The organism is Bradyrhizobium sp. TM102 (assembly GCF_009176685.1).
In the GTDB taxonomy this organism is placed as follows: Bacteria; Pseudomonadota; Alphaproteobacteria; order Rhizobiales; family Xanthobacteraceae; genus Bradyrhizobium; species Bradyrhizobium ottawaense.
Window position 1 is genome coordinate 1,409,893 of sequence record NZ_AP021855.1, and the last position, 18,089, is coordinate 1,427,981.

Sequence of the window (18,089 nt, forward strand, 5' to 3'; positions counted from 1 at the left end):
CCGTCCGGGCTACAAGAAGAACAACAACAAGGAGACACATGATGGATCGGCTCAAGGGCAAGGTTGCGATGGTGGTGGGGGCCGGCTCGATCGGACCGGGCTGGGGCAACGGCAAGGCGACCGCGGTGACCTTCGCGCGCGAGGGCGCACAGGTGTTCTGCGTCGACCGCAACGGTGCCGCTGCCGAGGAGACCGCGAAGATCATCACCGGCGAAGGCGGCAAGGCGACCGCCTTCACCGCCGATGTGTCCCGCGCGAGCGAGGTCGAGGCGATGGTGGCGGCCTGCCTGAAGGCCTATGGCCGCATCGACGTGCTCGACAACAATGTCGGCATCGCCGAGATGGGCAGCGTGGTCGAGGTGACCGAGGAGAGCTGGGACCGCGTCTTCAGCGTCAACCTCAAGAGCGCCTATTTCGCCATGAAGCACGTCATTCCCGTGATGGTGAAGCAGGGCGGCGGCTCGATCATCAACATCTCCTCGATCGCCTCGATCCGCCACATGGGCATCTCCTACGTCACCTATGGCACCTCGAAGGCGGCGATGAACCAGATGACGCGCACCACCGCGATCGAGTTCGCGCGGCACCATGTCCGCGTCAACGCGATCCTGCCCGGCCTGATGAAGACGCCGATGGTAGAACACTCTGCCGGCCTTGCCGCCAGCTACGCCAAGGGCGATGTCGAGGCGATGTGGCGCGCGCGCGATGCGCAGGTGCCGATGGGTCACATGGGCGATGCCTTCGACGTCGCCAACGCCGCGCTGTTTCTGGCGTCCGACGAGTCGAAATATGTGACGGGGATCGAGCTCGTGGTCGACGGCGGGATCACGTGCAAGGCGGGGGCGTAGGCGCCGCCTGACGCTTCACTGTCGTCCCGGACAAGCGCAGCGCAGATCCGGGACCCATAACCACAGGACGTGGTTTGGCGAAGACTCGCGGTGACCAGCTCACCAAGGTAACCACTCCCTGTGGTTATGGGTCCCGGGTTCGCGCTTCGCGCGCCCCGGGACGACAATGGAGTGTTTGGCTACTCACTGCGCCAGCGCCAGTATCCCGCCGGCAAATGCGTGCCACGCAGCCGTCTCGCTGATCGGCCAGTTCAAGACCTTCACCGCCAGCAGCGCGAGCGTGCCATAGATGTAGACCGGATGCACGCGGCCTTCGGTGCGCCAGTCGCGCACCATGGCGACGACGAGCAGGAGCGATGCGACGACGGCGGGCGCGATCGTCACCGGCACCGGCGGCGGGCCGGGTGGCCCGGGAGGCGCCAGGAAGGTCAGGAACCAGCGCGCGATCGCGGCATCGAGGATCGAGACCGCGGCGAGCAGCATCAGGCGCTTGTGAATCTCTCCTCTGCGGGTGTTCATGATCGCGATCACGAACACGATTGCGAAGAACGCAATCCCGCTCATCGGCACGATCGAGAAGCCGATGCCGGCCTCGCGCTGCCCGAGGGCTGCGGAATGCTGCATCACGTGCACGGAGGCGAGGAAGCCGAAGATCGTCATCGCGGTTGCGAGCGAGACGCCGGCGATGCCGAGCGAGCGATGATTGACGAGGCGGCCCGAGGCCGCGAGCCAGGTCTGAAGCACGAAATAGACAGACCAGGTGAAGAACAAGAGCCCGTGAAAGTGAATCACGGGGCTCGCGGACAACGTCCGGTGGGCGAGCGGAACCCAATAGGTCGGCGCGAAACCGAGAAAAGCTGTGGCCGCGCAGGCCAGGGCCATGTGGAGATAAAAATATCGTGCAGGCGACGCATCACGCGCGCGTACACGACGGTCGTCGGTCAGGGTCGTCATCAGGAATGAGTCTGGGGAGGTGGGGTTTGGTTCAATGCCGGCCGTCGTCCCGGGGCGCGCGTAGCGCGAGCCCGGGACCCATAACCACAGGATTGTGTTTGGCGAAGATTTGGAGTTGCCAACCTCGTGTCACGATGACGTCCTGTGGTTATGGGTCCCGGATCTGCGCGCGCTTGGGGCGCGCTTGTCCGGGACGACACCGAGTTTGTGGCTGCGCTACCTCATCCCCCCGCGCTCAATTCTGCGCGATCGAGCTCCTCTTCGAGCCGGTGGAAGGCATCGTCGCCGATCACTTCGGTAGCGCGGAGCTCGAAGATCGATTTGCGGGCGGCTGCAATGGCGCGGCGGCGCAGGGGATCGGCGGGCAGTTCGCCACTGGCGATGCCGCCGTTGGGATCGCTCCCGGCTTGCATCAGGATGGCGCGATATTCCAGCCGCAGGATCTCGGCCTCCTCGGACGGATCGCTCTCGATCGCATCGAGCGCGGCACGATAGGCGACGGCGCGTGCGCGCGCGACCTCGTTGCCGACGGGATCGTCGTCCTTGAGGCCGAACGCCAGGATCAGCGGCCGCAGCGTCAGGCCCTGGATCACCAGCGATCCCAGCACCACCGCAAAGGCGATGAAGACGATGAAGTCGCGATAGGGAAAATTCTCCGGCAGCGCAAAAGCTGTGGCGAGCGTGACGAGGCCGCGCATGCCGCACCAGGAGATGATGAGGCCGCCCTTGGGCGAGGCGACGGCCCTGGGGTCGTTCGGATGATAGATCCCCTGCGCGACCAGCACCCGCAAGGTCGTGCGATAGAACGTCACCCAGGCGAGGCGCACCAGGATCACCGTCAGCAGGATCCAGCCAGCGGCCACGCAATATTCCCAGCGCACGTCCGCATCCAGCCGCGTCCAGATCGGCCGCATCTGCATGCCGATCAGCATGAAGGCGAGCACGTTGAGCACGAACACCATCGTTTCCCACACCGCATAAGACGGCACCCGCAGCCGTGCCGGCATACGCGCCCCCGCCGTACGCGCCATGGTGATGGCGTAGACGACGATGGTGAGGATGCCGGAGAGGCCGAGATGCTCCGCGGCGATCCAGACCATGAAGGTGGTGGCGAACTGCACGATGATCGCGCTGGGTGCTTCCTTGACCCGTTCCAGGAGCAGCGGGATGATGTAGCCCGCGAGCAGGCCGGCGACGACGCTGCCGACCAGCGCGAGCGCCATCGTCGGCGCGACCTGGCTCCATGTTAGATGCTCGGTGGCGACGGCACCGACCGCGATGCGGTAGATCAGGAGCGCGCTCGCGTCGTTGAGCAGGCTCTCGCCCTCCAGGACTTTCACCATGCGGTGGGGCAGCTTGACCTGGCTCAGGATCGCGACCGCAGCGGCCGCATCGGGCGGGGCCACGATGGCACCGAGCGCGACCGCGGCGGCCCACGGCATATCGGGCATCAGCCGGTGCGCGACGAAGGCGACGCCGGCCGTGGTCAAGCCGACCGCGGCGACGACCAGGGTCGAGACCGGAACCCAATTGTTGCGCAGATCGCGCAGCGAGGTGTCGAAGGCGGCATCGAGCAGCACCGGTGCGACAAAAAGCGCCAAGGCCAGGTCCGGCTCCAGCGCCCAGGACGGGCTGGACGGCACGAAGGCGATCAGCGCGCCGCCGATGGCCAGAAAGGTCGGGTAGGGGACCTTGATCCGCCGCGCCAGCGCCGATAAGGCAACGGCGCCGAGCAGAAGCGCGATGATCCATTCGAATGTCGACACGATGATCCCCGAAGCCGGTCTGAGCAGCGCCACAAGCTAGCACCAATCCGGCCGTATGATGGATAGTACGGCCCCCAGGCAAGACGTAAGGCAAGCCACAAAGCAAGACACCGACTGCAACGAGCATGTGTTTTCAAAAACTCATTCAACTGTCAGGTGCCGTATTGTTTTGCGCGCTGTCGCTGAATGCCGCCCGGGCTGCGACCGGCGGCGAACCGGCTGCGGTGATCCAGGTCGATGTCGCCTCATGCCTCGCGGCGACCGCGGCAGACGATGTGGACAAGGCTGCCACGGCCTGCGCCGCCGTGATCGACAATGAGAAGACGGCGAAGGGGGATCTGATCAAGGCGCTGATCGCGCGCGCGGCGCTCTATGCGCGGCACGACCAGGTCGACCGCGCCATCGCCGACGACAGCCGCGCTCTTTCGCTCGACCCTGCGCTCGCCGATATCTGGAACGCTCGCGGCGAGCTCTGGCTGAAGAAGGGCGACAAGCCCAAGGCGGTGCAGGATTTCGGCGCGGCGCTCAAGATCGACCCGAACCACGAGAAGGCCAAGGCCAATCACAAGGCAATGGCGCGCGAGCTGGAGCGGATCGGCGCGCAGATGGCGGTCGCCGGCAAGCCCAGCTTCAACTGCAGGCGTGCGGCCCGGGCGGTGGAGAAGGCGATCTGCGGTAACCGCGAGCTCGCCGATCTCGATCGCGAGATCTTTGCATCGAATGCCCGGGTGATCCGGGAGGCGCACAATCCGGTGGAAGCGAAGAACCTCCAGCGCGAGCAGGACGAGTTCATCGCCCGCCGCAATGCCGGGTACGGCCGGGCGGGGTATGATCTGAAGAAGGCGATGCAGGAGCGCTTGCTGCGACTCAACGGGGTAGACGGATATTAGGCCCGTTGCTGCACGAGAGCTCGTCATGCCCGGGCTTGTCCCGGGCATCCACGTTCTTTGTGCCGCGCGTGAGACGTGATGGCCGGGACAAGCTCGGCCATGACGGCGTAGACAGAGGCGACTTGAACCCATTTCTTCCCTGCCGCGACAACGGTGAGAACCCGACGTCACGGAGCACTCTGCCATGTGCGGCACACATCCTTCCGCGCAAGCGCTTTCGCTTGCCAAAATCTCGCTTCGCGCTTTTCTTCTCGGGGCGGTGAGCCTCATCCTTGCAGCCCCCGCCTCGGCGGGCACCGATTGCGTGATGGGCAGCAAGGCTGCTCCCGCGGAGCTGATCCCGGCGTGCACCGTCATCATCGACCAGGGCGCAAGTCCCGCGTCCGACCGCGCCGCGGCGCTGCTGGTTCGCGCCGACGCCAATGCCCGGACTTCCGGCGGCCTCACGCAAGCCCTGCGGGACATCGACCGCGCCATCGCAATCGACGGCAAGAATGCAAAGGCCTGGCGCCTGCGCGGCGACCTCTTGCGCGAAGCCGGCGGCGATCTCAACCGCGCGGCGGCGGATCTGAGCAAGGCGATCGAGCTCGATCCGCGGGATGCGGAGGCTTACGAGCTGCGCGGTGTCGTGTACACCACCCAGCGCAGGCTTGACCGTGCGCTCGCCGATTACGACCAGGCGATCAAGCTGAAGCCGGATGATGCACAGGCATGGTCCGACCGCGGCGTGAACTACTATCTCGGCGGCGACAACGAGAAGGCGATCAAGGATCTCAGCGAGGCGCTGCGGCTCGATCCCAACCGTCCGCGCACCTACACCAACCGCGGCGCCGCTTACAAGAAGCTCGGCCAGCTCGACAAGGCGGTGGCCGACGACGGCGAGGCGATCAGGCTCGATCCGAAGGTGCCCGAATATTTTGACAACCGCGGGCTCACCTATGCTGCCATGAAAGAGTACGACAAGGCGATCGCCGATTACGATCAGGCGCTGCGCCTGGCGCCCCGGCCGAACTTCTTCACCAACCGCGGCGATTCCTACCAGTTCAAGGGTGAGTTCGGAGCCGCGCTCGGTGACTACGAGGCTGCGCTGAAGCTCGATCCGAATTTCGCGCTGACCTACAACAACCGCGCCGTGCTCTACAAGAAGATGGGCGAGCGCAAGAAGGCGCTGGCCGATTACGAGACGGCGCTCAAGCTCGATCCCGGCAACGAGAACGCTGCCAACGGCCGCCGCAGCATGATCGCGGAGATCGCGAAATTCGGCGATGAGCCGCCGCGGGCGCTGAATGCGGCGTCCGGCAATGGTCCGTCCTTCGCATGCGCGACCGCGAAGCGCGAGGTCGAGAAGGTGATCTGCGCCGATCCGCAGCTGGGCGTGCTCGACCGCCAGATCGCCGAGACCTATGAGCGCGTGCTGAAATCGGCGGGCAAGCGCTCGGCTGGCGAGCTGCGCAAGACCCAGCGCGATTTCCTTAGCCTCCGCAACGCCAGCTTCGGCCGGCCGGGCTATGATCTGAGGAAGGTCATGCAGGAGCGGTTGCAGAAGCTGAACGCGACGGAGAGCTGAGGCGGGCTCTTCGCCTCTCCCTGCCGTGAGCGGCAGGGCAATTGACATCTAGCAGAGGTCGTCATGCCCGGGCTTGTCCCGGGCATCCACGTTCTCCGTGCGTTATGGAAAGGCGTGGATGGCCGGGACAAGCCCGGCCATGACGATGTGGGTACTGTCGTGCCCCCCTAGCCCATACCCCATATGCGATAGCCCTGCCGCAAGCGGGGAGAGGGAGAAATAACCCATCCTTTTCAGCTTGAACCGCGGCCCGTTCCCGGGAAAATACCTCTCAAACAAGGCCGACACTTGATCCGGGTCATGGCGGGGCGACCGTCCTGCCGCAAGGTTCGAGGTCAGGCCGATAAAGGTAACGGGAGCGCGGGAATGAACATCCAGGGCAAGAGCAGTTATCATGAGGTCCATGCGCGCTCGCTGGCCGATCCCGAAGGCTTCTGGGCCGAGGCCGCGAAAGAGATCGACTGGATCGAGCCGCCGAAGACCATCTTCGACCCCTCGCAAGGGACCTACGGCCGCTGGTTCGCCGGCGGCGTCGTCAATACCTGCTACAACGCGCTCGACCGCCATGTCGAAGGCGGGCGCGCCGACCAGGTCGCGCTGATCCACGATTCGCCGCTCACGGGCAGCGTCACCAAGCTCACCTATGCTGAACTGCTGAACGAGGTGCAGGCGCTTGGCGCCATCATGCAGGATTTCGGCGTCGCCAAGGGCGACCGCGTCATCCTCTATATGCCGATGGTGCCGGAGGCCGTGGTCGCGATGCTCGCCTGCGCGCGGATCGGGGCGGTGCACTCCGTGGTGTTCGGCGGCTTTGCAGCGAAGGAGCTCGCCACCCGCATCGACGACGCGCAGCCGAAACTCATTCTCTCCGCAAGCTGCGGGATCGAGCCCGGCCGCATCGTGCAGTACAAGCCGCTGCTCGACGAGGCGATCAGGCTTGCCGGCAGCAAGCCGAAGGCCTGCATCGTGCTGCAACGCCCGCAGCTCACTTGCGACCTGGCCCCGGGACGGGACTACGATTGGGCGAGCCTGCGCCGCAAGGCGATGAACGACGGCAAGAAGGCGCCCTGCGCGGCTGTTGCCGCGACCGATCCGCTCTACATCCTCTACACCTCGGGCACCACGGGTATCCCGAAGGGCGTCGTGCGCGACAATGGCGGCCATCTCGTCGCGGTGAAATGGTCGATGTTCAACCTCTATGGCGTCAAGCCGGGCGAGGTGTGGTGGTGCGGCTCCGACATCGGCTGGGTGGTCGGCCACAGCTACATCGTCTACGGGCCGCTGCTGCACGGCGCGACGACGATCATGTATGAGGGCAAGCCGGTCGGCACGCCCGACGCCGGCGCATTCTGGCGCGTGATCGCCGAGCACAAGGCGGTCGCGTTCTTCACGGCTCCGACCGCGTTCCGCGCGATCCGGAAAGACGATCCGGAAGGAAAGTTCATCCGGCAATACGACCTGTCGAAGTTCCGCACGCTGTTCCTCGCCGGCGAGCGTGCCGATCCGCCGACGGTCGAATGGGCGGAGCAGCAGCTGAAGGTGCCGGTGATCGACCATTGGTGGCAGACCGAGACCGGCTGGTGCATCGCCGGCAACCCGGTCGGGCTCGGCATGCTGCCGGTGAAGCACGGCTCGCCGACGGTGCCGATGCCGGGCTATCAGGTCGACGTGGTCGACGAGGCGGCAAAGCCGGTCGGGCCCAACACCATGGGCTCGATCGTCATCAAGCTGCCGATGCCGCCGGGCTGCCTGCCGACCCTGTGGAATCAGGATGCACGCTTCAGGGAGGCTTATCTCAGCGAATTCCCCGGCTATTACAAAACCTCGGATGCCGGCTACAAGGACGAGGACGGCTATGTCTTCGTCATGGGCCGCACCGACGACATCATCAACGTCGCCGGCCATCGGCTCTCCACCGGCGGCATGGAGGAGATCCTTGCCTCGCATCCCGATGTTGCCGAATGTGCCGTGCTCGGCGTCAAGGACGCGATCAAGGGCGAGGTGCCCTGCGGCTTCCTGGTGCTCAAGGCCGGCGTGAAGCGTGCGCCCGCCGAGATCGAGAAGGAGATCGTCGCGCTGGTGCGCGACAAGCTCGGCCCGGTCGCCGCCTTCAAGCTCGCGATCACCGTCGGCCGCCTGCCCAAGACACGCTCCGGCAAGATTCTGCGCGGCACCATCAAGAAGATCGCCGACGGCGAGTCCTGGACCATGCCGGCGACGATCGAGGATCCCAAGACGCTCGACGAGATCGGGGAGGCGCTGAAGGGGCGGGTGTGAGGCGAATCTGGTCTGTCATTCCGGGTTCGATGCTTCGCATCGCCCCGGTATGACGGTGTTGCCGACTTACAATCTCCTCATTCCGCGCTAAACAGGGCCGGCCAATAGGGGACCTCGTATGCCATTCGCCGCCGCGCCGCGCCTGCTTGCAGCTGTGCTGCTCGCCATCGCTCTTTCCGCCTGCTCCGCGCGCTACCAGACGCCGGTGGCGGTGGGCGGCGACGACGACGATGCGGTCTGCCTGGGCCGGGGCAATGCGCAGGGCTCGCCGGAATACGTGGCCTGCCGCAAGGATCGCGACGTTCAGCGCAACGCCGCCACCGCCCGTGCAGATCGCCGCCAGCGCGACCTCGGCGAATACATGCTGAACCATCCCGAGCGGCCCTGATGTGAGGTGCGGCATTATCTTGCCGCGCCGCATTCGTGATTTCCGTGACAGATCTGCAACGCCGTGGCCAAATCGTGGCTGCGTCTGGCTGAATTGATCGAAGTCAAATCCTTCGGCGCCCCCCTTCTGCTCTGACGCTCATGTCGCGCAACGACGCGCGAGTGAAGGCTGAAGGGGATTGAAATGCAGAGAACGACAAGAAACCTGGCGCGGCTTGCGACGGTTGGCGCGATGCTCGCGGGCACGTTTGCATCGGTGCAGGCTGCCGATTTGCCGGTTTACAAGAAAGCGCCGCCGCCGGTGGAGGCGTTCAATCCGTGGATGGTGCGTCTGCGCGTGCTCGGCGTGTTGCCGGATGCCGGCGGCTCGACCGTCAATGTGGCGGGCGTGCCCTCGCTGTCCTCGCCGAACTCCGGCCTTTCGATCAGCGATCAGGTCGTCCCCGAGCTCGACATCAGCTACTTCTTCACCAAGAACATCGCGGCCGAACTGATCCTCGGCGTGACCCGGCACTCGATCAGCGGCACCGGCTCGCTCGCGAACCTGCCGATCGGCAAGACCACGCTGCTGCCGCCGACGCTGACGCTGCAATATCACTTCGACCAGTTCGGCGCGTTCAAGCCGTATGTCGGCGCCGGCGTGAACTACACCGTGTTCTTCAACAATTCCGCGGCCAATTCGCCTGCCGCAATCGCCGGTCCGCCCGCGATCGTCGCCACCACCACCAACCTGCATGTCAGCAACGCCTGGGGCGGCGCCGTGCAGTTCGGCTTCGACTACATGATCGACCGGCACTGGGGTCTCAACGTCGACGTCAAGAAGCTCTGGCTGCGTCCGGACTACAGCGCCACCGTCTCCGGCCTGCCGGTCACCGGCACCGCGCATATCGATCCGTGGCTGGTCGGCGCCGGCGTGACGTACAAGTTCTGAGGAGCGCTCGCGTAGAGCAACGAATTCCGCTGTCGTCCCGGCGAACGCCGGGACCCATACCGCGGAAGCTATCGATAGAAAGCGCAGTACCGAACGACGAGTCTTCGCCAAACCTCTCCCTGGGGTTATGGGTCCCCGCGTTCGCGGGGACGACCACCGGGAGAGGGGGAAAAAACAAAAGCGCGGCAGGTTTCCTGCCGCGCTTTTTGCGTTTGAAGCGAACGGAAGAGAGGGAGAGGGACTACTCCTCCTCGTCTTCCTGCTTCTTGCCGCCGAGCGTCTTCAGCTTGGCGAACACGGCGTCGAGGTTGAGGTCGTCGTTCGATCGCTCGGCCGGCTCGAACTCGTCCTTCTTGGTGGTCTCGGAGGCCGGCAGCAGCGTGGCGCCGCCATAGGCTGCGTCGATCGGCTTCTCCTTGGCCGCGCGCGCCACCTCGAAATCGAGCTCGATCTGCGAGCAGAGGCCGAGGGTGACGGGGTCGATCGGGGTCAGCTGGGAGGTGTTCCAGTGGGTGCGGTCCCGCACGCTCGCGATGGTGCTCTTGGTGGTGCCGACCAGGCGCATGATCTGGGCGTCCTTGAGCTCGGCATGGTTGCGCAGCAGCCAGAGGATGGCGCTCGGACGTTCGTGGCGGCGCGAGACCGGGGTGTAGCGCGGGCCCTTGCGCTTGGGCTGGGGCGGCAGCACCACCTTGCTCTCCTGGAGGCGGAGCCGATAATCCGGATTCCTCTCGCCCTTCTCGATCTCCTCGCGGGTCAGCTGGCCGTTGGAGAGGGGATCCATGCCCTTGATGCCCTGGGCAGCATCGCCGTCGGCGATTGCGCGCACCTCGAGGGGATGCATCTTGGTGAAATCGGCGACCTGGTCGAAGGTCAGCGCGGTGTTGTCGAGCAGCCAGACGGCGGTCGCCTTGGGCATCAGAGGTGCGTTGCTCATGGCAAATCTCCTTTGTGCTTCGCCCACCCCTCTGGAGGCGAAACCGGTGGTCATCAGCGATGACTGGGAATTCGCGCTATATAAGCCCGGAGGGGGTAGCCACGCAATGGTTCTGCTATAGATAGTGCCTTGACAGCGCCCGAAAGGGGGCCCAATTCCCTGTAAGCCCGTACCCAAGCCCTATTCCATCCATCGACCGCTTCCCGCCCATTTGGCGAGGTGATTCGGTCCCGAGATCGCTCAATGTCAGCCAAACCAGACCTCAAGATCGTGCTTTGTTCTCCCCGTGGCTTCTGCGCCGGGGTGGTCCGGGCGATCGACACCGTGGAACGGGCGCTCGATAAGTACGGCGCCCCCGTCTATGTTCGCCATGAGATTGTGCACAACAAGTATGTCGTCGACGGGTTGAAGAAGAAGGGCGCCATCTTCGTCGAGGAGCTGGCCGAAATCCCGGAAAACACCAGCGCGCCGGTGGTGTTCTCGGCCCATGGCGTGCCGAAATCGGTTCCGGCCGACGCCCAGTCCCGCAATCTGTTCTCGCTGGATGCGACCTGCCCGCTGGTGACCAAGGTGCACCGCGAGGCCGCGATCCACTTCAAGCGTGGCCGCGAGATCTTCCTGATCGGCCACTCCCATCACCCCGAAGTGGTCGGCACGCTCGGCCAGCTTCCGACCGGCGCCGTGACCCTGATCGAGACCGCCGAGGACGCCAAGACCATCTCCCCGAAGGACCCCAACAACCTCGCCTTCGTGACCCAGACCACGCTGTCGATCGACGACACCGCGGAGATCGTGGCGCTGCTGAAGGAGCGTTTCCCGAACATCAACGGGCCGCACAAGGAAGACATCTGCTACGCCACCACCAACCGCCAGCTCGCGGTGAAGAAGGTGGCGCCGGTGGTCGACGCGCTCATCGTCGTCGGCGCCCCCAATTCGTCGAACTCGCAGCGCCTGCGCGAGGTCGCCGAGCGCGAGGGCTGCGGGATTGCGGTGCTGGCGCAGCGTGCCACCGACATCGACTGGGACAAGTTCGGCAACATCAAGAGCCTCGGCATCACCGCGGGTGCGTCCGCGCCGGAAGTGATCGTCGAGGAGATCATGGACGCCTTCGCCGAGCGCTACACGCTGCATGTGGAGACGGTCTCGGCCGCGGAGGAGAACGAGTTCTTCCCGCTGCCGCGTCAGGTGCGCCCCGAAGCCGCCGCCGAGTAGACCTTTATGGCGGTCTACACCGACGTTGCCGCCGACGAGCTTGCGGATTTCCTGAAGCAATACGAGCTCGGCGAATTGCTCTCCTACAAGGGCATCGCCGAGGGCGTCGAGAATACCAACTTCCTGCTGCATACGACCGAGGGCTCGTTCATCCTCACGCTCTACGAGAAGCGCGTGGCGAAGAACGATTTGCCGTTCTTCCTCGCCCTGATGACGCATCTGGCCGAGCACGGCATCAACTGCCCGCTGCCGGTGAAGGGAAGAGACGGCGAGGCGTTGCGCGAGCTGTCGGGGCGTCCCGCGGCGATCATCACCTTTCTCGAAGGCATGTGGCCGCGCAAGCCGAACGTGGCCCATTGCGCCGGTGTCGGCGGGGCGCTGGCGAAGATGCATCTGGCCGGTGCGAATTTTGCGGTTCGGCGCGCCAATGCGCTGTCGGTCGCGGGCTGGCGGCCCCTGTTCGATGCGGCTTCGAACCGCGCCGACGAGGTGCAGCCGGGCCTGCGCGCTTTCCTGGCGACCGAGCTCGACCATCTCTCGAGCGGGATCTGGCCGGGCGATCTGCCGGAGGGCGTGATCCACGCCGACCTCTTCAACGACAACGTCTTCTTCCTCGGCGACCAGCTCTCGGGGATCATCGACTTCACCTTCGCCTGCAACGACATGCTGGCCTATGACGTCGCGATCTGCCTCAACGCCTGGTGCTTCGAGCCGGATCATTCCTTCAACGTCACCAAGGCGCGCGCCTTCCTCAATGCCTATGGCCGCGTGCGAAAGCTGAGCGAGGCCGAAGAGGCCGCACTGCCGCTGCTGGCGCGGGGTGCTGCGATCCGCTTCCTGCTGACGCGGCTGGTCGACTGGCTCAACGTCCCCGAAGGCGCGCTGGTCAAGCCGAAGGATCCGCTGGAATATGTCCGCAAGCTGCGCTTCCACCAGAGCGTGACGAGCGTACGCGATTATGGGCTGATGCCGTCAGGATTGGTCGCGTGAGCGAGCTTCCCAATGTCACGATCTATACCGATGGCGCCTGCTCGGGAAATCCCGGGCCGGGCGGCTGGGGCGCGATCCTGAAGTTCGGCGACAAGGAAAAAGAGCTGAACGGCGGCGAGCGCCACACCACCAACAACCAGATGGAGCTGATGGCGGCGATCTCGGCGCTCGAAGCGCTGAAGAAGCCGTGCACGGTCGATCTCTACACCGACAGCCAGTATGTCCGGCAGGGCATCACCGGCTGGATTCATGGCTGGAAGCGCAACGGCTGGCGCACCGCCGACAAGAAGCCGGTGAAGAATGTCGAGCTATGGCAGCGCCTCGATGCCGCGCTGAAGCAGCACGAGGTCCGCTGGCACTGGGTCAAGGGCCATGCCGGCCACCCCGAGAACGAGCGTGCGGATCAGCTGGCGCGGGACGGGATCGTGAAGGCTAGGTTGCAGCAGAGGCTGGCGGAGTAGGGGGCTGCCGGCGCTCCACTCACTGCCGTCATCCCGGCGAAAGCCGGGATCCATACCCACCGGGTCGAGTTTGGCGAAGACTCGTGGTGACCAGCTCGCTCCGCTACTCCACCCTGAGAGTATGGGTCCCGGCGTTCGCCGGGACGACACCGAGTGATTGGCTGAAAGCGGTGGCCGCCTTACAGCTGCCCGAGCAGCGTATCCCCGCCGGAGACCTCGACCTTGCCGGGCATCGCCTCGAGGTTCAGCTTCTTCACCACGCCGTCCTCGACCAGCATCGAATAACGCTTGGAGCGGATGCCGAGGCCGTTGGCGGAGGCGTCCAGCTCCATGCCGATCGCCTTGGTGAAATCGGCATTGCCGTCGGCGAGGAAGATGGCCTCGTCGCGCTGGTCGGTGTCGCGCTTCCAGGCGTTCATGACGAAGGCGTCGTTGACGGACACGATGGCGATGCTGTCGACGCCCTTGTCCTTCAAGGCATAGGCGTTGAGGAAGATGCTCGGCAGATGCATCTTGTGGCAGGTGCCGGTATAGGCGCCGGGCACCGCGAACAGCGCCACCTTCTTGCCCTTGAAGATATCGTCGGTGGTCTTCACCTGCGGGCCTTCCGCCGTCATCACGCGGAATTTCGCCTCGGGCAGCTTGTCGCCAGTCTGGATCGCCATTGTCGGTCTCCCTGAATATCGATCCCGCTTATTAGACCGTGCCGCGGGCCTGCACAATATTGCTGGCGGGCGAAGCGGTGAGGGTGGGGCCCCTTCACCGTGATGTCATCAACCGGCGAAGCCGCCCTTGTCGAGGAAGGCCTGCTCTCCCTCGGTGCTGTCGCGGCCGAGCAGGCGGTTGCGGTGGGGAAACCGGCCGAACCGCTGGATGATGTCGGCGTGCTCCCGGGCGTATTGCAAGTTTTCGGCATTCTCGGTGTTCTGAAACAGCGCGACGCAATGCAGCTGGTCGGGCAGGTGCTCCGAATGCATGAAGGGCAAATAAAGGAATTCGAGCAGGACCGGATCGACCCTGGCATCGACACCGCGATCGATCGCCCGGCGGGCGACGTCGCGCGCCAGCGCATCGCTGGCAAAGGCCTGGGGCGTGCCGCGGAACATGTTGCGGGGGAATTGGTCGAGCACGATGACCAGCGCGAGTGCGCCGTCGTCGCTGCCTTCCCATGATGCCAGGTCGCCGGCGATCGCCTCCTGCCACAAAGCAAGAAAGCGGCGCCTGACTTCCGCGTCGAAAGCGTCGCTGCGCTCGTACCAGCGCTCGCGGCCGGCCTCGCGCCAGAAGGCGAGAATGCCCGATGGCGTGATATCGCCGACCGCGGTCATGAATCGGCGACGCGCTTACGCCGCCTGAGCCTTCTTCTCGTCGCGCAGCTCGCGTCGCAGGATCTTGCCGACATTGGTCTTGGGCAGGTCGCTCCGGAATTCGATGTGCTTGGGCACCTTGTAGCCGGTGAGCTGCTCGTGACAGAATTTGATCACCGCCTCAGCGGTGAGGTTCTGATCCTTCTTCACCACGAAAGCCTTCACCGCTTCGCCCGACTTGGAATCGGGGATGCCGATCACGGCGCATTCGAGCACGCCCGGATGACTCGCGATCACTTCCTCGATCTCGTTCGGATAGACGTTGAAGCCCGAGACCAGGATCATGTCCTTCTTGCGGTCGACGATCTTGGTGTAGCCCTTCTCGTCCATGATGCCGATGTCGCCGGTGCGGAAATAGCCGTCCGCGGTCATCACCTTGGCGGTCTCCTCGGGCCTGTTCCAGTAGCCCGACATCACCTGCGGACCCTTGGCGCAGATCTCGCCCGCCTGGCCGAGCGGCACCTCGTTGCCGTCGTCGTCGCGGATCGAGATGTAGGTCGATGGCACGGGAATGCCGATCGTTCCGGTGAACTCGGTTGCCGTTGCCGGATTGCAGGTCAGCGTCGGCGAAGTCTCCGACAGGCCGTAGCCCTCGGCGATGAAGCAGCCGGTGATCGCCTTCCATTGATCGGCCACGGGGCGCTGCACCGCCATGCCGCCGCCGTTGGAGATCTTCAGCTTGGAGAAGTCGAGCTTCTTGAAATCAGGGTGGTGCATCAGGCCGTTGTAGAGCGTGTTCACGGCCGGGAAGCTGTTGACCTGGTATTTCGCCAGCTCCTTGACGAAGCCGGCGATGTCGCGCGGGTTGGGGATCAGGAGATTGCAGCCGCCGGCGCGCACCGCGAGCAGGTAGCAGGCCGTCAGCGCGAAGATGTGATAGAGCGGCAGCGCGCAGACGATCATGAGCTGGTCGACATGCGGCGGCGCGGCGAGCGCCGGCTGGAGCCAGGCGTCGTTCTGCAGGACGTTGGCGACGATGTTGCGGTGGAGCAGGGTGGCGCCCTTGGAGACGCCGGTGGTGCCGCCGGTATATTGCAGGAAGGCGACGTCGCCCGGCGAGAGCTTTGGCTTGTTGAAGGTCATGCCGCGGCCGGCCGACAGCGCATCGTTGAAGGAGATCGAGCCCGGCAGCGACCATGCCGGTACCATCTTCTTGACGCGGCGGACGACGAGATTGACGATCACGCCCTTGAAGCCGAGCAGGTCGCCCATGCTGCCGACGATCACGTGCTTGACCTGCGTCCTGGCGATCACCTGCTCGACGGTGTGGGCGAAGTTCTCCAGCACGATGATGGCTTCGGCGCCGGAATCCTTGAGCTGGTGCTCGAGCTCGCGCGGGGTGTAGAGCGGATTGACATTGACCACCGCGAAACCGGCGCGCAGCGCGGCGGCGGTCGCGATCGGATATTGCAGCACGTTCGGCATCATGATGGCGATGCGGGCGCCGCGCTGCAGCCCGCGGCCCTGCAAATAGGCGGCGAGCGCGACCGACATCTGGTCGAGGTCGCGATAGCTGATGGACTTGTCCATGCAGATGAACGCCTTGCGGTCGGCGAACTTGGTGAAGCTCTCTTCAAGAAGATCGACCAGCGATGCGTATTGGGTCGGCTCGATATCGGCGGGCACGCCGGGCGGATATTGCTTGAGCCAGATGCGCTCCATGGAAAACTCCCCTCATCTACCAGAGCCCGCTGTGTCTCGGGCTTGCCTCATTGCTGCCAGTATCGAGCCTGCCGGAACGGGTGGCAAGTCGTCGAGGCTTAAGACATCGGTCAGGGAGTGGCTACCGGAATCGTCGAGTTACCGCGCTGCCGCAGGTGCGAAGCGCGGGGTCCCGGCTCGGCGCGCCGTTAACTGTTGTTGGCCGGCTTGGCGGCGGGCTTTGTCGCGGCCTTGGGCTTGGCGGGCTTCGGATCGCTGCTAGCCGCGGGCTTCTCGGCGGGTTTTGCCGCCGCGTCGTGCTTGGCGGCAGCATGCTTGGGCGCCGCCGGCTTCGCCGCGGTCTTCGCGTCGCTCTTATCGTTGCCCTTGGCCTCAGCCGGCTTGGCGACAGGCTTCACGGCCGCTGTCTTGGTGTCCTTGGCGGCGTCCTTGCCCGCGTCTTTCGGCTTGTCGGCCGCGTCAGGCTTCTTGGCCACGCGCGACTTCTTGCCACGCGGCTTTGACGTGGCCTGCTGGTCGGCATCGGCCGCGACCGCCGCGATCAGGGCGGTGCCGGTGCGGGTCGGGCCGGTATAGACCAGCACGGGCTCGGCCGCCGCGGGAGCTGAGGCCATCAGCTCGGAGGCCTTCATCAGGGGCGGCTGGAGGCCGGCGGTGAAGAAGGTCACCTGGGCTTCGCCGCCGGTGGCCGAGGCCGATCCGCTGGTGCCGCCATTGGCCGCAATCAGCGCATCGTCGTCGTCGCTGGCCGGCCGCTTGCGATGGCCGCCGCACATCTCGTCGCGCAGGTTCGGCGGCGAGGCATCGACCGGCACGAGGTTATCGACCGTGCCGAGCGAGGGGCGCAGCCACGTCAGATTGTCCTGGCTGAAGCCGCGCTCCAGCAGCTGCGCCGCCTTCACCGCGCGTGCCGTGCCGGAATTGGCGCCGAGCACCACCGCGATCAGCCGGCGGCCGTTGCGGGTGGCCGAGGCGACGAGGTTGTAGCCGGAGGCGCAGATGAAGCCGGTCTTGAAACCGTCGGCGCCGGGATAGCGACCGATCAGCTTGTTGAAATTGCCGGTGGTGCGCTTGCCGAAGCGGATCGCCGGGATGTGCACGAAGTATTCGTATTCCGGCAGGTCGCGCAGGAACGAGCGCGCGAGGATGGCGAGGTCGCGCGCCGACGTGATCTGGCCGTCGGCGGGCAGGCCGTTCGGATTGACGTAGCTGGTCTGCGTCATGCCGAGCTTCTTCGCGGTATCGTTCATCATCGCGGAGAAACCGTCGATCGAACCGCCGACGCCTTCGGCGAGCACCACGGCCATGTCGTTCGCCGACTTGACCATCATCATCTTCAGCGCGTTGTCGACGGTGAGCTGCGTTCCCGGACGGAACCCCATCTTCGAGGGCGATTGCGAGGCCGCCGTCGGCGATACCGTGAGCAGCGTGTCGAGCGTCAGCCTGCCGTCCTTGACCGCCCTCAACGTCACATAGGCTGTCATGATCTTGGTGACGGAGGCCGGATACCAGGGAATGGTCGCATTGTCGGCCTGCAACACCTTACCGGTGTCGGCCTCGATCAGCAGCAGCGCTTCGGCGCTCGCCCCGCGCGGCGCGAGCAGCGCGGCACATGCGAGCGTGGCAGCGAACAGGTTGAACAGCGATTTGCGAAGCAGCGGGCGTAGGGCGTGCACTATCCGATTCCGGTCCTTGGAGACCCGCCTGATACGGGCGGTGCTCGTGATCTGATTGTCGGTTCTGAAATCCAGCGCCGCCGCTTGCGGCGCCGCAAACCTATACCGGCTGGTGCGTCGAGAACAGGGGCATGAGCGGGGTATTCCGCAATGAAATAGGCCGA

16 protein-coding genes are annotated in these 18,089 nt (G+C 65.2%); 9 read left to right on the top strand and 7 right to left on the bottom strand.

Annotation, left to right across the window (positions count from 1 at the left end; all coding sequences use genetic code 11):
* Positions 1–41: 41 nt before the first annotated feature.
* A complete protein-coding gene (locus GDN70_RS06645) occupies positions 42–848 on the top strand; it encodes an SDR family NAD(P)-dependent oxidoreductase (protein WP_028140710.1) in 807 nt (268 codons plus the stop codon).
* A 183-nt stretch (positions 849–1,031) separates the two neighbouring features.
* On the opposite strand, the gene GDN70_RS06650 is transcribed toward GDN70_RS06645, so the two are convergent.
* Positions 1,032–1,802 carry a hypothetical protein gene (locus GDN70_RS06650; protein WP_028140709.1) on the bottom strand — a complete coding sequence of 257 codons (771 nt, stop codon included), beginning with the start codon at positions 1,800–1,802 and terminating at the stop codon, positions 1,032–1,034.
* Positions 1,803–2,023: 221 nt separating this feature from the next.
* A complete protein-coding gene (locus tag GDN70_RS06655) occupies positions 2,024–3,568 on the bottom strand; it encodes a sodium:proton antiporter (RefSeq protein WP_028140708.1) in 1,545 nt (514 codons plus the stop codon).
* Positions 3,569–3,693: 125 nt separating this feature from the next.
* On the opposite strand from GDN70_RS06655, the gene GDN70_RS06660 reads away from it, so the two are divergent.
* The 5 genes from GDN70_RS06660 (at position 3,694) to GDN70_RS06685 (ending at position 9,620) form a co-directional block, all read left to right on the top strand.
* Positions 3,694–4,458 (top strand): tetratricopeptide repeat protein, encoded by a 765-nt coding sequence (locus tag GDN70_RS06660; RefSeq protein WP_152102312.1) that lies wholly within the window; start codon positions 3,694–3,696, stop codon positions 4,456–4,458.
* 184 nt (positions 4,459–4,642) lie between these two features.
* Complete coding sequence (locus GDN70_RS06670; RefSeq protein WP_152102314.1) at positions 4,643–6,025, top strand: tetratricopeptide repeat protein; 1,383 nt, start codon at positions 4,643–4,645, stop codon at positions 6,023–6,025.
* A 366-nt stretch (positions 6,026–6,391) separates the two neighbouring features.
* A complete protein-coding gene (locus GDN70_RS06675; protein WP_028140704.1) occupies positions 6,392–8,302 on the top strand; it encodes a propionyl-CoA synthetase in 1,911 nt (636 codons plus the stop codon).
* Positions 8,303–8,420: 118 nt separating this feature from the next.
* On the top strand, positions 8,421–8,690 hold the full coding sequence (locus GDN70_RS06680) for a hypothetical protein (RefSeq protein WP_038973144.1): 270 nt from the start codon (positions 8,421–8,423) through the stop codon (positions 8,688–8,690).
* A 183-nt stretch (positions 8,691–8,873) separates the two neighbouring features.
* Positions 8,874–9,620 (top strand): OmpW family protein, encoded by a 747-nt coding sequence (locus GDN70_RS06685; RefSeq protein ID WP_028140702.1) that lies wholly within the window; start codon positions 8,874–8,876, stop codon positions 9,618–9,620.
* 241 nt (positions 9,621–9,861) lie between these two features.
* Here the strand turns inward: GDN70_RS06685 and GDN70_RS06690 are convergent, their stop codons facing one another.
* Positions 9,862–10,557: a DUF1013 domain-containing protein gene (locus tag GDN70_RS06690; RefSeq protein ID WP_028140701.1), complete on the bottom strand. Its 696-nt coding sequence runs from the start codon at positions 10,555–10,557 to the stop codon at positions 9,862–9,864.
* A 243-nt stretch (positions 10,558–10,800) separates the two neighbouring features.
* On the opposite strand from GDN70_RS06690, the gene ispH reads away from it, so the two are divergent.
* From ispH to rnhA, 3 genes are read left to right on the top strand one after another with little or no spacing between them, the layout of a single operon-like run.
* Positions 10,801–11,769 (top strand): 4-hydroxy-3-methylbut-2-enyl diphosphate reductase, encoded by a 969-nt coding sequence (gene ispH / locus GDN70_RS06695; RefSeq protein WP_028140700.1) that lies wholly within the window; start codon positions 10,801–10,803, stop codon positions 11,767–11,769.
* 6 nt (positions 11,770–11,775) lie between these two features.
* Positions 11,776–12,759, top strand: coding sequence for a homoserine kinase (locus tag GDN70_RS06700; protein ID WP_028140699.1), 984 nt, complete (start codon positions 11,776–11,778; stop codon positions 12,757–12,759).
* A complete protein-coding gene (gene rnhA, locus GDN70_RS06705) occupies positions 12,756–13,220 on the top strand; it encodes a ribonuclease HI (protein WP_038948865.1) in 465 nt (154 codons plus the stop codon). Before GDN70_RS06700 ends, rnhA begins: the two co-directional genes overlap by 4 nt.
* Positions 13,221–13,399: 179 nt before the next feature.
* Here the strand turns inward: rnhA and GDN70_RS06710 are convergent, their stop codons facing one another.
* From GDN70_RS06710 to GDN70_RS06725, 4 genes are all read right to left on the bottom strand, one after another.
* On the bottom strand, positions 13,400–13,885 hold the full coding sequence (locus GDN70_RS06710; protein ID WP_018321314.1) for a peroxiredoxin: 486 nt from the start codon (positions 13,883–13,885) through the stop codon (positions 13,400–13,402).
* A 108-nt stretch (positions 13,886–13,993) separates the two neighbouring features.
* Positions 13,994–14,548 (bottom strand): DUF924 family protein, encoded by a 555-nt coding sequence (locus GDN70_RS06715; RefSeq protein ID WP_152102315.1) that lies wholly within the window; start codon positions 14,546–14,548, stop codon positions 13,994–13,996.
* 15 nt (positions 14,549–14,563) lie between these two features.
* On the bottom strand, positions 14,564–16,249 hold the full coding sequence (locus GDN70_RS06720) for a long-chain fatty acid--CoA ligase (protein WP_028140696.1): 1,686 nt from the start codon (positions 16,247–16,249) through the stop codon (positions 14,564–14,566).
* A gap of 188 nt (positions 16,250–16,437) precedes the next feature.
* Entirely contained in the window at positions 16,438–17,925 is a 1,488-nt protein-coding gene (locus GDN70_RS06725; protein ID WP_028140695.1) for a D-alanyl-D-alanine carboxypeptidase family protein, read from the bottom strand.
* Positions 17,926–18,089: the final 164 nt, after the last annotated feature.

Bases quoted from the DNA above. Each gene is read 5' to 3' on its own strand.
- GDN70_RS06645 (WP_028140710.1), top strand. From the start codon at position 42: ATGGATCGGCTCAAGGGCAAGGTTGCGATGGTGGTGGGGGCCGGCTCG.
- GDN70_RS06650 (WP_028140709.1), bottom strand. From the start codon at position 1,802: ATGACGACCCTGACCGACGACCGTCGTGTACGCGCGCGTGATGCGTCG.
- GDN70_RS06660 (WP_152102312.1), top strand. From the start codon at position 3,694: ATGTGTTTTCAAAAACTCATTCAACTGTCAGGTGCCGTATTGTTTTGC.
- GDN70_RS06670 (WP_152102314.1), top strand. From the start codon at position 4,643: ATGTGCGGCACACATCCTTCCGCGCAAGCGCTTTCGCTTGCCAAAATC.
- GDN70_RS06675 (WP_028140704.1), top strand. From the start codon at position 6,392: ATGAACATCCAGGGCAAGAGCAGTTATCATGAGGTCCATGCGCGCTCG.
- GDN70_RS06680 (WP_038973144.1), top strand. From the start codon at position 8,421: ATGCCATTCGCCGCCGCGCCGCGCCTGCTTGCAGCTGTGCTGCTCGCC.
- GDN70_RS06685 (WP_028140702.1), top strand. From the start codon at position 8,874: ATGCAGAGAACGACAAGAAACCTGGCGCGGCTTGCGACGGTTGGCGCG.
- GDN70_RS06690 (WP_028140701.1), bottom strand. From the start codon at position 10,557: ATGAGCAACGCACCTCTGATGCCCAAGGCGACCGCCGTCTGGCTGCTC.
- ispH (WP_028140700.1), top strand. From the start codon at position 10,801: ATGTCAGCCAAACCAGACCTCAAGATCGTGCTTTGTTCTCCCCGTGGC.
- GDN70_RS06700 (WP_028140699.1), top strand. From the start codon at position 11,776: ATGGCGGTCTACACCGACGTTGCCGCCGACGAGCTTGCGGATTTCCTG.
- GDN70_RS06710 (WP_018321314.1), bottom strand. From the start codon at position 13,885: ATGGCGATCCAGACTGGCGACAAGCTGCCCGAGGCGAAATTCCGCGTG.
- GDN70_RS06715 (WP_152102315.1), bottom strand. From the start codon at position 14,548: ATGACCGCGGTCGGCGATATCACGCCATCGGGCATTCTCGCCTTCTGG.
- GDN70_RS06720 (WP_028140696.1), bottom strand. From the start codon at position 16,249: ATGGAGCGCATCTGGCTCAAGCAATATCCGCCCGGCGTGCCCGCCGAT.